Source organism: Mesorhizobium sp. B2-8-9 (assembly GCF_006439475.1).
Classification (GTDB): Bacteria; Pseudomonadota; Alphaproteobacteria; order Rhizobiales; family Rhizobiaceae; genus Mesorhizobium.
Map to the genome: position 1 here is coordinate 116,148 of NZ_VFTQ01000015.1, position 14,555 is coordinate 130,702.

At 64.6% G+C, this 14,555-nt stretch carries 13 protein-coding genes; 7 read left to right on the plus strand and 6 right to left on the minus strand.

Annotated elements, in window-relative coordinates:
- The first annotated feature begins 10 nt into the window (after nucleotides 1–10).
- From fdhF to FJ423_RS19065, 7 genes are all read left to right on the plus strand, one after another.
- Nucleotides 11–2,923, plus strand: coding sequence for a formate dehydrogenase subunit alpha (gene fdhF / locus FJ423_RS19035; RefSeq protein WP_140843894.1), 2,913 nt, complete (start codon nucleotides 11–13; stop codon nucleotides 2,921–2,923).
- 144 nt (nucleotides 2,924–3,067) lie between these two features.
- A complete protein-coding gene (gene fdhD, locus FJ423_RS19040) occupies nucleotides 3,068–3,898 on the plus strand; it encodes a formate dehydrogenase accessory sulfurtransferase FdhD (RefSeq protein WP_140843896.1) in 831 nt (276 codons plus the stop codon).
- Nucleotides 3,888–4,199 carry a formate dehydrogenase subunit delta gene (locus tag FJ423_RS19045; RefSeq protein ID WP_140843898.1) on the plus strand — a complete coding sequence of 104 codons (312 nt, stop codon included), beginning with the start codon at nucleotides 3,888–3,890 and terminating at the stop codon, nucleotides 4,197–4,199. The genes fdhD and FJ423_RS19045 overlap by 11 nt, the downstream gene beginning before the upstream one ends.
- A 113-nt stretch (nucleotides 4,200–4,312) precedes the next feature.
- On the plus strand, nucleotides 4,313–5,866 hold the full coding sequence (locus FJ423_RS19050; protein WP_140843900.1) for an alpha/beta fold hydrolase: 1,554 nt from the start codon (nucleotides 4,313–4,315) through the stop codon (nucleotides 5,864–5,866).
- 109 nt (nucleotides 5,867–5,975) lie between these two features.
- A complete protein-coding gene (locus tag FJ423_RS19055; protein WP_095766213.1) occupies nucleotides 5,976–6,449 on the plus strand; it encodes a carboxymuconolactone decarboxylase family protein in 474 nt (157 codons plus the stop codon).
- 85 nt (nucleotides 6,450–6,534) lie between these two features.
- On the plus strand, nucleotides 6,535–6,897 hold the full coding sequence (locus FJ423_RS19060) for a nuclear transport factor 2 family protein (protein ID WP_027166011.1): 363 nt from the start codon (nucleotides 6,535–6,537) through the stop codon (nucleotides 6,895–6,897).
- A gap of 42 nt (nucleotides 6,898–6,939) precedes the next feature.
- Complete coding sequence (locus tag FJ423_RS19065; RefSeq protein WP_095766062.1) at nucleotides 6,940–7,254, plus strand: hypothetical protein; 315 nt, start codon at nucleotides 6,940–6,942, stop codon at nucleotides 7,252–7,254.
- A gap of 185 nt (nucleotides 7,255–7,439) precedes the next feature.
- Here the strand turns inward: FJ423_RS19065 and FJ423_RS19070 are convergent, their stop codons facing one another.
- The 6 genes from FJ423_RS19070 to FJ423_RS19100 form a co-directional block, all read right to left on the minus strand.
- Nucleotides 7,440–8,867, minus strand: coding sequence for a gamma-aminobutyraldehyde dehydrogenase (locus tag FJ423_RS19070; RefSeq protein WP_140843902.1), 1,428 nt, complete (start codon nucleotides 8,865–8,867; stop codon nucleotides 7,440–7,442).
- Nucleotides 8,868–8,978: 111 nt separating this feature from the next.
- Nucleotides 8,979–9,794, minus strand: coding sequence for an ABC transporter permease (locus tag FJ423_RS19075; RefSeq protein WP_140629170.1), 816 nt, complete (start codon nucleotides 9,792–9,794; stop codon nucleotides 8,979–8,981).
- Complete coding sequence (locus FJ423_RS19080) at nucleotides 9,784–10,749, minus strand: ABC transporter permease (RefSeq protein ID WP_140843904.1); 966 nt, start codon at nucleotides 10,747–10,749, stop codon at nucleotides 9,784–9,786. The genes FJ423_RS19075 and FJ423_RS19080 overlap by 11 nt, the downstream gene beginning before the upstream one ends.
- Before the next feature lie 223 nt (nucleotides 10,750–10,972).
- A complete protein-coding gene (locus FJ423_RS19090) occupies nucleotides 10,973–11,971 on the minus strand; it encodes an ABC transporter ATP-binding protein (protein ID WP_140843906.1) in 999 nt (332 codons plus the stop codon).
- 178 nt (nucleotides 11,972–12,149) lie between these two features.
- Entirely contained in the window at nucleotides 12,150–13,304 is a 1,155-nt protein-coding gene (locus tag FJ423_RS19095; protein ID WP_140843908.1) for an ABC transporter substrate-binding protein, read from the minus strand.
- A gap of 267 nt (nucleotides 13,305–13,571) precedes the next feature.
- On the minus strand, nucleotides 13,572–14,483 hold the full coding sequence (locus tag FJ423_RS19100; RefSeq protein ID WP_140629159.1) for a LysR substrate-binding domain-containing protein: 912 nt from the start codon (nucleotides 14,481–14,483) through the stop codon (nucleotides 13,572–13,574).
- Nucleotides 14,484–14,555 lie beyond the last annotated feature (72 nt).

Here is a 14,555-nt window from a genome sequence, read left to right on the forward strand (position 1 = left end):
GAGCTGGCAGATGAACATCAAGGCCGACTTCCCGACACTCATCGAAGAGATCGACTACGGCACGCCGGAGTCGAAAGCGACGAAGCAGGTGACCCTGACAGTCGACGGGCAAAGCATCACCGTGCCGGAAGGTACCTCGATCATGCGCGCGGCCATGGAAGGCGGCGTCGAGATCCCGAAGCTCTGCGCCACCGACATGCTGGACTCTTTCGGTTCCTGCCGCGTCTGCCTGGTCGAGATCGAAGGGCGCGGCGGCACGCCGGCCTCCTGCACGACGCCAGTCGGCGAAGGCATGGTGGTGCGCACGCAGTCCGACCGGCTCGACGCCATCCGCCGCGGCGTCATGGAACTCTATGTCTCCGACCACCCGATGGGCTGGAACGAAAAGGCCGGAACCGGCGCCAGCGAGTTCGACGCGGTGGCGAAGTCGGTCGGCCTCACCGAGAACCGCTATGGTGTCGAGGGCCGCAACCACGTCAAGCAAGAAGGCGGCGTCGCGCCCGGCCATGGCTCGTTGGCGGTCGATTACATCGCCCGCGACGAATCCAATCCTTATTTCACCTATGATCCGGCACAGTGCATCGTCTGCTCGCGCTGCGTGCGCGCCTGCGAGGAGGTGCAGGGCACCTTCGCGCTGACCATCGAGGGTCGCGGCTTCGAATCGCGCATGGTCGCCGGCATGCATGAGGACTTCATCGCTTCCGAATGCGTGTCCTGCGGCGCCTGCGTGCAGGCCTGTCCAACCGACGCGCTGCGCGAGAAGACCGTGCTCGAGAAGGGCATGCCGGAGCGCTCGGCCGTCACCACCTGCGCCTATTGCGGCGTCGGCTGCTCGTTCAAGGCCGAGGTCAAGGGTGACGAGGTCATCCGCATGATGCCCTACAAGGACGGCAAGGCCAACCACGGCCATAGCTGCGTCAAGGGCCGTTTCGCCTATGGCTATGCCACGCATAAGGATCGCATCCTGTCGCCAATGGTCCGCGAGAAGATCACCGATCCATGGCGCGAAGTGACCTGGGAAGAGGCGATCGCCCATACGGCGAAGGAATTCCGCCGCATCCAGTATCAGTATGGACGCACGGCGATCGGCGGCATCACCTCCTCGCGCTGCACGAATGAGGAGACCTATCTCGTCCAGAAGCTGGTGCGGCAGGGCTTCCGCAACAACAATGTCGACACCTGCGCGCGCGTCTGCCACTCGCCGACCGGCTACGGGCTCGGCCAGACCTACGGCACCTCGGCCGGCACGCAGGATTTCGATTCGGTCGACTTCACCGATGTCGCCGTCATCATCGGCGCCAATCCGGCTTCCGCCCACCCCGTCTTCGCCTCGCGGCTGAAGAAGCGGCTACGCCAGGGCGCCAAGCTGATCGTGCTCGATCCGCGCCGCACCGAAATGGTCAAGTCGGCGCATATCGAAGCCGACTACCACCTGCCCTTGAAGCCCGGTACCAACGTGGCGGTGTTGACGGCGCTGGCGCATGTCATCGTCACCGAAGGCCTGTTCGATGAGGCGTTCATCCGCGAGCGCTGCGACTGGGCCGAGTTCCAGGACTGGGCGTCCTTCGTCGCACTGCCGGAAAACAGTCCCGAAACCGTCGGCAAGCTCTCGGGCGTTGATCCGGAGCTGATCCGGGGTGCCGCGCGCATGTATGCCAAGGGCGGCAATGGCGCGATCTATTACGGCCTCGGCGTGACGGAGCACAGCCAGGGCTCGACCACGGTGATCGCCATCGCCAACCTCGCCATGGCCACGGGCAATATCGGCCGTCCGGGCGTCGGCGTTAACCCGCTGCGCGGCCAGAACAACGTGCAGGGCTCCTGCGACATGGGCTCGTTCCCGCATGAGTTGCCGGGCTACCGCCACATCTCGGGCGAAGCGGTGCGCGACATCTATGAAAGCCTGTGGGGCGTGAAGCTGGACGATGAGCCGGGCCTGCGCATCCCCAACATGCTGGACGCCGCCGTCGACGGTTCGTTCAAGGGCATCTACATCCAGGGCGAGGACATCCTGCAGTCCGATCCGGACACCAAGCATGTCGCCGGCGGCCTCGCCGCGATGGAATGCGTGGTCGTGCACGACCTCTTCCTCAACGAGACGGCGAACTACGCGCATGTCTTCCTGCCGGGCTCGACCTTCCTCGAGAAGGACGGAACCTTCACCAATGCCGAGCGCCGCATCAACATGGTGCGCAAGGTCATTGAACCGAAGGCGCGCTATGCCGACTGGGAAGCGACGCAGGAGCTTGCCCGCGCCATCGGGCTCGACTGGAACTATACCCATCCCTCGCAGATCATGGACGAGATTGCCAAGACGACGCCGAGCTTCGCCGGCGTCTCGTTCGAGCTGCTCGACCGCGTCGGCTCGGTGCAGTGGCCATGCAACGAGAAGGCGCCGCTCGGCACGCCGATCATGCATGTCGACGGCTTCGTGCGCGGTAAGGGCAAGTTCATCCGCACCGAATATGTGGCGACGGACGAGCGGACCGGTCCGCGCTATCCGCTGCTGCTCACCACCGGACGGATCCTGTCGCAATACAATGTCGGCGCGCAGACCAGGCGCACCGAAAACGTCACGTGGCATGCCGAGGACCGGCTGGAGATCCATCCGCACGACGCCGAGGTCCGCGGCCTCCGCGACGGCGACTGGGTACGGCTGGCGAGCCGTTCCGGCGAAACCACGCTGCGCGCGCTGATCACCGACCGCGTCTCGCCCGGTGTCGTCTACACAACCTTCCACCACCCGGACACGCAGGCCAACGTCATCACGACCGACTTCTCGGACTGGGCGACCAACTGTCCGGAATACAAGGTCACCGCCGTGCAGGTGGCGCCGTCCAACGGTCCGACCGATTGGCAGAAGGACTATAACGAGCAGGCCAAGCAGAGCCGGCGCATCGCCCCGCTGCAGGCGGCGGAGTAGGTGTGTCGAGGCAAGAGCTTCAATCTTGACGGCTGATCGACCCTCACTCCATCGAGCTTCGCTCGACACCTCTCCCCCGATCGACGGGGGAGAGGAAAGGCGCGAGTTGCTGCGAAGGGTGGGCAGTGCAGGGAGGCGCGCCTCGTGACGAAAGAACGTCCCGCCATTTCCCAGATCTCTCGCCTCGCGCATCGCGCCGGCGGCACCGCGGCCGCGAATCGCATGGTGCCGGAAGAGACGCCGGTGGCGTTCTCCTATGCCGGCACGACGCATGCGGTGATGATGGCGAGCCCCGCCGATTTCGAGGATTTCGCGCTCGGCTTCTCGCTGACCGAAGGCATCATTGCCGGCCCGGCAGAGATCGAGGCGATCGAGGTCGAGGATCTCGGCGCCGGCATCGACATCCAGATACGGCTCAAGGACAAGGCCAACACGCGCTTCCAGGCGCGGCGGCGCAGGCTCGCCGGACCGGTCGGCTGCGGGCTGTGCGGCATCGAATCCATTGAGGAGGCGATGCGCTCGGTCGACGCCGTTGGTGCGTCGCGACTTACACTTCAATCTGAGGATATAACAAGCGCCGTCCGCCTGCTGTCGAAGCAGCAGCCGCTGCACAAAGAGACCGGCGCAGTGCATGCCGCCGGCTTCTACGTTCCAGGCAAGGGCATCGTCATGGCGCGCGAGGATGTCGGCCGTCACAACGCGCTGGACAAGCTGGCCGGCGCGCTGGCCAGGGCCGGCATCGACGGCGCGAGCGGCGCCGTCGTGGTGACCTCGCGCGTCTCGGTGGAGATGGTGCAGAAGACGGCCGCCATCGGCGCCGCGATCATCATGGCGGTCTCGGCGCCGACCGCGCTCGCCATCCGCACGGCCGACGCCGCCGGCATGACGCTGGTGGCGCTGGTTCGCGGCGACGATTTCGATATTTTCACCCACCCTGAACGAGTGGCTTCCGGAGTTGCCAAGCATGTCGCATGACGAAGACCACATCACCAGCACCAGGGAGAAGCTGGTGCGCATGGCCAACCAGATCGCCGCCTTCTTTCATTCGAAACCGCGCGAGGAAGGCATTGCCGGCGTTGCCGAGCACATCAACAAGTTCTGGGAGCCGCGGATGCGGCGCCAGTTCTTCGAGATGCTCGACGCCGGCACCGAGAATTTCGACGAGCTCGTGGTCGCCGCCTCGGCCAAGATCAAGCGGCCGATCAGCCCCGCGGAGGCCGACATGAAGCTTGGTCTTACGGCCTTCCCGGCAGATGTCGCCGCTTCGCAAAAATAGCGTAGCGACCGGGCGGTCTTATATTTCTTTCTGCTAAAATTTAAGCTGCCGCTATCCGCGCGGCTCTGCTATGTTTGACGATCGGAAAATCGTCGGGCCGGGCGGAAGAACTCGTGAGGCCGATCGAGACGCGATATGCCCGCAGCGGGGACGTGCGGATCGCCTATCAGGTGGTCGGCCAAGGCGCGTTCGATCTTGTGTTCGTGCCGGGCTTCATCTCCAATCTCGACCTGCACTGGGAAGACGAAGGCTACAGCCGCCTGTTGAAACGGCTTTCGGCTTTCTCGCGGCTCATCCTGTTCGACAAGCGCGGCACCGGGCTCTCCGACCGTGTCGATGCCCGTCATCTGCCGAGCTTAGAGGCCCGCATGGACGACGTGCGCGCGGTGATGGACGCGGCCGGCAGCGGTCGGGCGGCGATCCTCGGCGCCTCGGAAGGCGCGCCTATGGCGATGCTGTTCGCCGCCACCTATCCCGAGCGGACGCGCGCGCTGGTGCTTTATGGCGGCTATGCGCATTTCCACAAATGGGTGATGCCGCCGGAGCGGCTGGAGGCCTTCATCGAGACGGCGGAGACGTCGTGGGGCACCGGGGCCACCTTGCCCAATTTCGCGCCTGGCCGGGTCGACGATGCGCATTTTGCCCCGTGGTGGGCCCGGTTCGAGCGGCTTTCTGCCAGCCCGACCGCCGCGGCGGCGCTTGCCCGCATGAACGCCGATATCGATGTGCGTGGCATCTTGGCGATGATCAGCGCGCCGACGCTGATCATCCATCGCCGCAACGACGTCCGTGTCGATCCTGACGCCAGCCGCTTCCTGGCGAAGAAGATCCCGCATGCCCGGCTGGTCGAGATAGCCGGGCGCGATCATCCGATCTGGACCGGCGATGTCGATCGCGTGGCCGACCTGATCGAGGAATGCCTCACCGGCGAGCCCGCGGTGGCCGACACCGAGCGCGTGTTGGCAGCGCTGCTGGTGACGCGCATCTACGACACGGCCAGGCTCGGCGATCGCATGTGGAGCGAGCGCAGCCAGCGCTTCCAGGAAACCTGGCGGCTTCTTGTCGGCCGCCATGGCGGCCGCACGGCCGGCACGCATGGCGAATTGATGATGTCGCGCTTCGATGGGCCGGCGCGCGCCGTGCGCTGCGCCGCGGCATTGCGCGAGGCGGCGCAGCAGATCGGCGTGGCAAGCGCGCAAGGCGTGCATGTCGGCGAGATCGAAATACGCGGCCAGCCGGTCGGGCTGACGGCGCGGGTGACGATGCAGCTCGCCACGCATGCCGGACGCGGCGACATCCTCGCCTCGCGGCTGGTCGCCGATCTCGCAACAGGGTCCGGCCTGCATTTCGTCGATGCCGGCCGCGTCAGCCTCGACGAGCTGGACGAGCCCATGCCGGCGGTTCTGGCGACGTCGGAGCAGCATCTGGAGCCCGCCTGCCGGCCCAGGGCCAGGCCGGCCGAGCCGCCCGCGCTGACGGCGCGCGAGAGCGAGGTGGTGAACCTGATCGCCAATGGCAAGAGCAATGCGGCGATCGCCGCCGAGCTCAGCCTCAGCGAGCACACGGTCAAGCGGCACGTCGCCAACATTCTATTGAAGCTCGATCTGCCGTCGCGGGCGGCGGCGGCGGCATTTTCGGCGAGGCACACTGGCCCGGACGGGCCATGAGAGCCATGGCGCTTTCGGGGGAAGCGCCGGGGCCGCCACAAGCGATATCAATTCTCCCCATGCAGGCCGGGCGATGTCGCCGAAAGGGCGCTGCGAAATGGAGGATGAAATGCTGAAACTCAGTCGCAAGATCGGATTGCTGGCATTCGCCGCGGGCGCATTGCTGGCCATCACCCCGGCGCATGCCGAAGACGCTTCGGCCAGCGCCGCCTACAAGGACATCCAGGCCACCCTCGGCTCGGTGCCCGACATGTTCAAGACCTTGCCGGACGTCGCGGTCGCCGGCGCCTGGGCCGAGATCAAGGGCGTGCAGCTCAACCCCAAGACCGCGCTCGACGGCAAGACCAAAGAGCTGATGGGCCTTGCGGTCGCCGCGCAGATTCCCTGCCAGTACTGCATCTATTTCCACACCGAGGCCGCCAAGCTCAACGGCGCGAGCGACGAGGAAATCAAGGAGGCGGTGGCCATGGCGGCGATCGTGCGCCACTGGTCGACGATGCTCAACGGCAGCCAGGTCGACCTGGCGACCTTCAAGAAACAGACAGACGACGTGTTCGCGGCCGTCAAGGCCAAGTCGCAGTGAACGAAATCCCTGCCCGACGATGATCGCCGGGCAGTCCTTCCCTCGTCAACAGCCCGATCGAGAAGACGGGCACATGGAGGATGACATGCTGACCAAGACACAGACAGTGGACGGCGCGGCGATCAAGAAGGCGATCGAAGGCCGTGACGGCAAGCTCCTGTCGAGCTTTTACAATGACGACGCGCTGGTGCGGGTGATCGACCGCAACAATCCGCCGAGCAAGCCGCGCGAGATCCGCGGCCGGGCGGCGATCAGCACCTTCTGGGACGACATCTGCAGCCGGGCGATGACCCACAAGGTCGACACCACGATCGCCGAGGGCGACAGCCTCGCCTTCACCCAGGCCTGCGCCTATCCGGACGGCACGAAGGTGTTCTGCGCGGCGATGCTGGAATTGAAGAACGGCCGTATCGCACGCCAGACCGTCGTGCAGGCTTGGGACGAATAGATCAACCGCGGGCTCAACCGCAAATCAGGGAGGAGAACCAAAATGTTCAGCGCAAGATGGCAGATCGACGCCAAGTTCGGTCACAAGCAGACCGCGCTCGAGCTGATGCGCAAATGGGAGCGTGAGATCGGCTCGCAGGTCGGGCTCGCCGACATGAAGTTCCAGCTCATGACCGGTTCCGTGGGCGCGCGCGAAGCGACGATCGAGGCGCACCACCAGGTCGAAAGCCTGGCCCAGTTGGAGGAGTTCTTCGCCAAGATCGCCAAGATCGACGCGCATGCCAAATGGGGCAAGGAGCTGGAACCCTATGTGGTGTCGGGCACCAGCAAATGGACGATCTTCCGGATCGTGGAGTAGTGGCCTGAGCGCCGCCCCGGCCTTCTCCCCTTGTGGGAGAAGGTGGCTCGGCGCGCCGCGCCGAGACGGATGAGGGGTGCTCCAGCTTGGCGCCAAGCTACCCCTCACCCGGATTGCCATCCGATTTGCGAAGAGCAAATCGGGGCAATCCGACCTCTCCCACAAGGGGAGAGGTAAAAAGGAGCCTACCCATGCGCCACCATCACATGCCGCACGGCGGTGTAATCCTCCAGTGCGTAGAGCGACATGTCCTTGCCGTAGCCGGATTGCTTCAGGCCGCCATGCGGCATCTCGTTGGTCAGCATGAAGTGGGTGTTGATCCAGGTGCAGCCATATTGCAGGCGGGCGGCGGTCGCCATGGCGCGCGAGACGTCCTTGGTCCACACCGACGAGGCCAGGCCGTAGTCGCTGTCGTTCGCCCAGCTCACCGCCTCGTCGACATCCGCGAAGCGAGTGACCGAAACGACCGGGCCAAATACTTCGCGGCGCACGATCTCATCTTCCTGCAGCGCGCCGGCAACGACGGTCGGCTGGTAATAAAAACCGGAGCCCTCGCCCGGCTTGCCGCCGGTGGTGATCTCGATGTGCTTCAGTTCCGAAGCACGCTCGACGAAGCTCGACACACGGTCGCGCTGGCGACGCGAGATCAGCGGTCCGATCTCATTGTCCGTATCGTCCGGCTGATTGTATTTGATGGTCGAGACAGCGGAGGAGAGGTCGGCGACGAGCTTGTCGTAGATCTTCTTGCCGGCATAGATGCGACAGGCGGCGGTGCAATCCTGGCCGGCATTGTAGTAGCCGAAGGCGCGCAGGCCGTTGACCACGGCGCCGAGGTCGGCGTCGTCGAAGACGATGACCGGCGCCTTGCCGCCGAGCTCCAGATGCGTGCGCTTGACCGACTTGGCGGCCGCCTGCAGCACCTTCTTGCCGGTAGCGACATCGCCGGTGATCGAGATCATGTTGACCCTGGCATGGTTGATCAGCGTGTTGCCGACACTGTCGCCGCGGCCGAGCACGACATTGACGACGCCTTCGGGCAGGATCTCGGAAAGGATCCTCGCCAGTTTCAGCGTCGTCAGCGGCGTCTGCTCCGACGGCTTGAAAACCACCGTGTTGCCGCCGCCGATGGCCGGCGCCAGCTTCCAGGCCATCATCATCAGCGGATAATTCCAGGGCGCGATGGAGGCGACGATGCCGATCGGATCGCGCCGCACCATCGAGGTGTGGCCAGGCAGGTATTCGCCCGCGACCTGGCCGGGCATCGAGCGTATCGCGCCGGCAAAGAAGCGGTAGCAGTCGACGATCGCCGGAATCTCGTCATTGAGCACGGCATTGATCGGCTTGCCGCAGTTCAGCGCCTCGAGCGCGGCGAACTCCTTCGCTTCGGCCTCGATGCGGTCGGCAATCTTGAGCAGGTAGCCGGAGCGCTGCGCCGGCGTGGTGCGCGACCAACTGACGAACGCTCGTTCGGCGGCACTAACGGCAGCCTCGATCTGCGCGGGGCTCGCCTCCGGCAGGTTGAGGATCGTCGCCCCGGTTTTCGGATTGAGGATCGGCTCCTCGGCCTCGGTGCCCTTCTCGAATTTCGAGCCGATCAGCATTTGGGTGTCCATTGGATTTCTCCCTTAACAGGAGCGAATAGGGAGTAGCGAATAGCGAGTAGGGTTTGGCCATCGATTTCCCTATTCGCTATTTGCTATTCGCTACTCCCTATTCGCTGTTTTTCATTTTCCACTGCCCGCAATCTGATCGCCGTCGCGGGTCAGGTAATAGGCAAAGAGGATCGGCAGCAGCGTCACCAGCACGACGACCATGGCCACGACATTGGTGACCGGGCGCTGGCGCGGGCGGATCAGTTCCTCCAGCATCCAGATCGGCACGGTCTGCTGTTGGCCGGCGGTGAAGGTGGTGACGATGACCTCGTCGAAGGACAGCGCGAAAGCGAGCATGCCGCCGGCAAGCAGCGCGGTTGCGATGTTCGGCAACACGACATGCCGGAAGGTCTGAAAACCGTCGGCGCCGAGATCCATCGAAGCCTCGATCATAGAGCCCGACGTGCGGCGGAAGCGGGCGACGGCGTTGTTGTAGACGACGACCACGCAGAAGGTTGCGTGGCCGAGCACGATCGTCCAGAACGAGAACGGGATGTCGGCGAGCGCGAAGGCCGAGCGCAGCGCAATGCCGGTGATGATGCCGGGCAGCGCGATTGGCAGGATGACCAGCAAAGAGATGGCCTCGCGGCCGAAGAAGCGCGTCTGCGAGACGGCCGCGGCGCAGAGCGTGCCGAGCACCAGCGCGATCGCCGTGGAGATGGCGGCGACACGGACCGACAGCGACAGCGCCTCCCAGACATCCGGCCGGTTCCAGGTGACGGCGAACCATTGCGTGGTGAGCCCCGGCGGGGGCCAGACGAAACTCTTCTCTTCCGTCGTGAAGGCGTAGACGAAGATCAGCAAGATCGGCAAATGCAGGAAGAGCAGGCCGCAGGCGGCGGCGATCTTCAGGCCGAGCGGAGCAGATTGACCACGGTCAGAGCGCATCGAAAGCCCCCATGCGCTTGGCGCCCCAGAGATAGAAGCCCATGATGACGATGGGCACCACGGTGAAGGCGGCGGCCAAAGGAATGTTGCCGGCGGTGCCCTGCTGCGAATAGACGGCCTGGCCGATGAAGAGGCGCGAGGTGCCGATGATCTGCGGGATGATGTAGTCGCCGAGCGTCAGCGAGAAGGTGAAGATCGACCCGGCGACGATGCCGGGCAGCGCCAGCGGGAACAGCACGTTGCGGAAGGTCTGTCCCGGCGAGGCGCCCAGATCGGACGAAGCCTCGACCAGATTGCCGGGCACGCGCTCGAGCGCGGCCTGAACGGGGAGGATCATGAAGGGCAGCCAGACATAGACGAAGACGATGAACGTGCCGGTGAAGGAGACCGACAGCGAGTTGCCGCCGACAACGGGGAGCGACAGCCAGCCGTCGAGCAGCCAAAGCAGGTTGAGCTTGGCGAGCAGCCAGGTGAGGATGCCTTCCTTGGCGAGGATCAGCTTCCAGGCATAGATCTTGACCAGGTAGCTCGACCACAGCGGCAGCATGACGCCGAGATAGAACAGCGCCTTCCAGCGGCCGCGCGCATAGCGCGCCGCATAATAGGCGATGGGGAAAGCAATGATTGCCGAAGCAAGCGTGACCAGCGCCGCCATCGTCACCGTGCGCAGGATGATGTCGAGATTGGCGGCCTGGAACAGGTCGCCATAGGTCTTCAGCGTGAACTCGCGGTTGATGAGGCCGGAAAACTCGTCGATCGAGAAGAAGCTCTGCAGGAGCAGCGCGAACAGCGAACCGATATAGACAATGCCCAACCAGAGAAGCGGCGGCAGCAACATAAGCAGCAGCAGGAGTTTTGGGCGGCGCCAGAAGAGGTCGGAGAACGCGCCGCGCATGCCGCCGCTGCCGGGCAAGATGGCGGGTGTGGGGTTGGATTGAACAGCGGCGATGGTCATAGCGTCGCCGCGTGTTGAACGAGATCAGGGGAGAGGCCGCGATCCTTCGCCCCCCTCTCTGTCCTGCCGGACATCTCCCCCTCAATTGGGGAGATTGGATGTCGCGGCCGCTTTCGCCAATCGCCAACGTGGCAGAATTGGCGAGGCCGAGAAACTGCTGATCTCCCCCCTAGAGGGGGAGATGGCCGGCAGGCCAGAGGGGGGCGCCTCGCGCAAACCTTGCTCATGCCGGCTCGTCCATCAGATGCAGGCTGTCGCGGTTGAACGTCAGCATCACCGCCTCGCCCTCGGCCGGCAGCGCCATTCCCGCCGGCACCACCGCATGCAGCCTCAACCCGTCGGCATCGAGCGCGAGCCTGGTCGTGGCGCCGAGATAATTCGTGCCGACAAGGCGGGCGGCGACACCGTCGCCGCTTGCCGCGCCTGAAACGCGGATCGACTCCGGGCGCAAGCTCCCCCAACGGTGCTGGCCGGAATAGCGCTGGACGAAATCCGGCGGCAGCACATTGGACGAGCCGACGAAATCGGCGACGAAGCGCGTGTTCGGCCGCTGGTAGATATCCTCCGGCGTGCCGACCTGCATGATCTTGCCGTCGTTGAAGACGGCGATACGATCGGCCATGGACAGCGCCTCGCCCTGGTCGTGGGTGACGAAGACGAAGGTGATGCCGAGCACTTTCTGCAGCGACTTCAACTCCTCCTGCATGTTCTCGCGCAGCTTGAGGTCGAGCGCGCCGAGCGGCTCGTCGAGCAAAAGCACCTTGGGCTGGTTGACCAGCGCTCGGGCGAGCGCCACGCGCTGGCGCTGGCCGCCGGAGAGCTGGCCGGGACGGCGCGCGCCGTAGCCCGGCAGGCGCACCAGCGAAAGCGCTTCCTCAGCCGCCTTCAGCCGCTCGGCCTTGCCGACACCCTTGACCATCAGGCCGTAGGCGACGTTGTCGAGCACATTCAAATGCGGAAACAGCGCATAATCCTGGAAGACGGTGTTGACGTTGCGGCGATAGGGCGGAACGCCTTCGGCGCGCTCGCCGAAGATGGAGATCGAGCCCGTCGTCGGCTGCTCGAAGCCGGCGATCAGCCTGAGGCACGTCGTCTTACCGGAACCGGACGGACCCAACATGGCGAAGAACTCGCCGGGCACGATGTCGAGATCGACAGCGTCGACGGCGCGCACGCTGCCGAAATGGCGCGAGACTTGTTTGAAGGAAACGGCAGAGGTCATGGGTCCAGTCAGTTCAGTTGCCGGTTAAACGAAGGCGAGTTCGCACGGCGCCCTGCCTCCCCTCGATGGGGGAGGTCGCGGCGAAGCCGCGGGTGGGGGTGGTTGGCGCCAACGTCCATGCTGACCCCACCCTGACGCTACGCGTCGACCCTCCCCACAAGGAGGAGGGTAAGGGAACTCACCGGCCGCCGATGACGCCGATATAGTCAGACACCCAGCGGTAATAGGGCACGCACTGGTCGTTCTGGCTGGCGCATTTCGACACCGGCGTCTTCCAGAACTTGATCTTGTCGAAATTATCGTAGCCGTTGGTCTTGCAGCCCTCGTCGCCGAGCAGCTCGTTGCCCTTGCAGGCGGCGGGCACGACCGGGAGCGAGCCGAACCAGGCCGAAACGTCGCCCTGGACCTTCGGCGACAGCGAATGCTCGAGCCACATATAGGCGCAGTTCGGATGGGCGGCGTCGGCTTCCATCATGGTGGTGTCGGCCCAGCCGGTGACGCCCTCTTCCGGCACCGTCGAGGCGACCGGCTTCTTGGCGGCGACCAGCGTATTGACCTGATAGGGCCAGGAGCCGGAAGCGACCACGCCCTCGTTCTGGAAGTCGTCGACCTGGATCGCGGCATCATGCCAGTAGCGGCCGACCAGCGTGCGCTGCGTGCGCAAGAGTTCGAGCGCCGCCTTGTACTGGTCTTCGTTGAGCTCGTAAGGGTCCTTGATGCCGAGTTCCGGCTTGTGGAACATCAAATAGTTGGCGGCGTCGGCGATATGGATCGGCCCGTCATAGGCCTGGACGCGGCCCTTGTTCGACTTGCCGTCGGGCAGCTTCATTTCCTCGAAGACGACGTTCCAGCTCTTGGGCGCTTCCTTGAAGACTTCGGTGTTGTACATCAGGATGTTCGGACCCCACTGGTAGGGAACGCCGTAATGGACCTTGTCGACGGTGAACCAGGGCGCGTCCTTCAGCCGGTCGTCGACGGTCTTCCAGCTCGGGATGAGATCGGTGTTGATCGGCTGCACGCGCTTGCCGGCAACGAGGCGCAGTGAAGCATCGCCCGAAGCGGTGACCAGGTCGAAGCCGCCCTCGTTCATCAGGGAGACCATCTCGTCCGAGGTGTTGGCGGTCTTGACGTTGACCTTGCACCCGCTTTCCTTCTCGAAAGCCGTCACCCAATCGTAATTCTTGTCGGTCTCGCCGCGCTCGATATAGCCCGGCCAGGCAACGATGTTGACCTCGCCCTCGCCCTTGCCGAGTTCCTTGACCTGGGCCATGGCCTGACCGGAAAAAGTCAGCGCGACAGTCAGCGCCGTGCACGACTTCAGGAATGCATTCATCGTCGATCTCCCATTTTGGCGCATGACCCCGAAAACCGGCTCGGTTTTCGGAAAGGATCATGCGCAAACTACAAAGGGTCGGAGCTTCATGCTCCGACGGCAGCGCTCTCGGGGCGCAGCTTTGTTCCCTGAGCGAAGGTGCGGTGAAAAAGCCGGTTTCGCAAATTCATTTATCAGAAAGCCGATATCGGTTTTACCGATACTTTGTTGACGCAATTCCGGGCGGAAGGCTACGGCGAAGTCGCCGAACCCAACCGCTCCACATGATCATGGCCGCTGGCGCACCATGCGCTGCGACTGCGCGAGGCCAATGAAATCGCGAGCCGCCTGCGGCAGGGCGGAGCCGCGACGCCACACCGTGCCGACCTGGACCACCGGCAGCGAGCCGGAAACGTCGCGCGATTCGATGCGGTCGCCTTCCAGCGACCAGGGCCTGTAGACGAGGTCGGGCAGCAGCGCCACGCCGGCGCCGGTGGCGACCAGGCTGCGCACCGCCTCGACCGAGCGGGTGCGGAAGGCGACATGCGGCCTGGCGCCGATCGCCGACAGCAGCTTGCCGGTGTTCTCCTCGATCTCGTCGACGGTGAGCATGATCAGCGGCTCGGAGACGATGTCATTGACCCCGATAATGTCGGCACTGGCGAGCCTGTGGCTGAGCGGAATCCACAGCCTGTAGGCCGAGACTTCCAGGATTTCCGACTGCAGCGCCGTGCGGTCGCGCAGGTTGGACGTCACCATGACGGCGATGTCGAGCTTGCCGCCGACCAGAAGGTGCTCGAGATAATCGCCATTGTCCTCGATTGCCGAGACCTCGACGCCGGGATAGGCGCGCCGGTAGCGGGCGAGCAGGTCGGACAGCACATAGCCGGCAACCAGCGAGGTGACGCCGAGCTGCAGACGGCCGCCAGCGGCGGCCTGCTCGCTGGAGAAAGAGCGGCGCGCGTCGGAAACGTCGGCCAGGATCTTGGTCGCGTGGCGCAGGAACTGGTGGCCCTTGTGGGTGATGTTGAGGCCACGTGGATGGCGCTCGAAGAGCTCGACGCCGAGATCGCTCTCCAGTTCCTTGATCGCCTCGGTGACCGAGGACTGGGAAATCGACAGGTTCTGCGCGGCGCCCGAGACGGTGCCCTGCTCGGCGACGGCGACGAAGAACTGCAATTGGCGGATGGTGAAAGCCATGGCCGGACTAAACACCGGCCAACGTGGCGTTGGGAAGTGGGGCAAGGTCCGAAACTTGACGACCTTCCGATT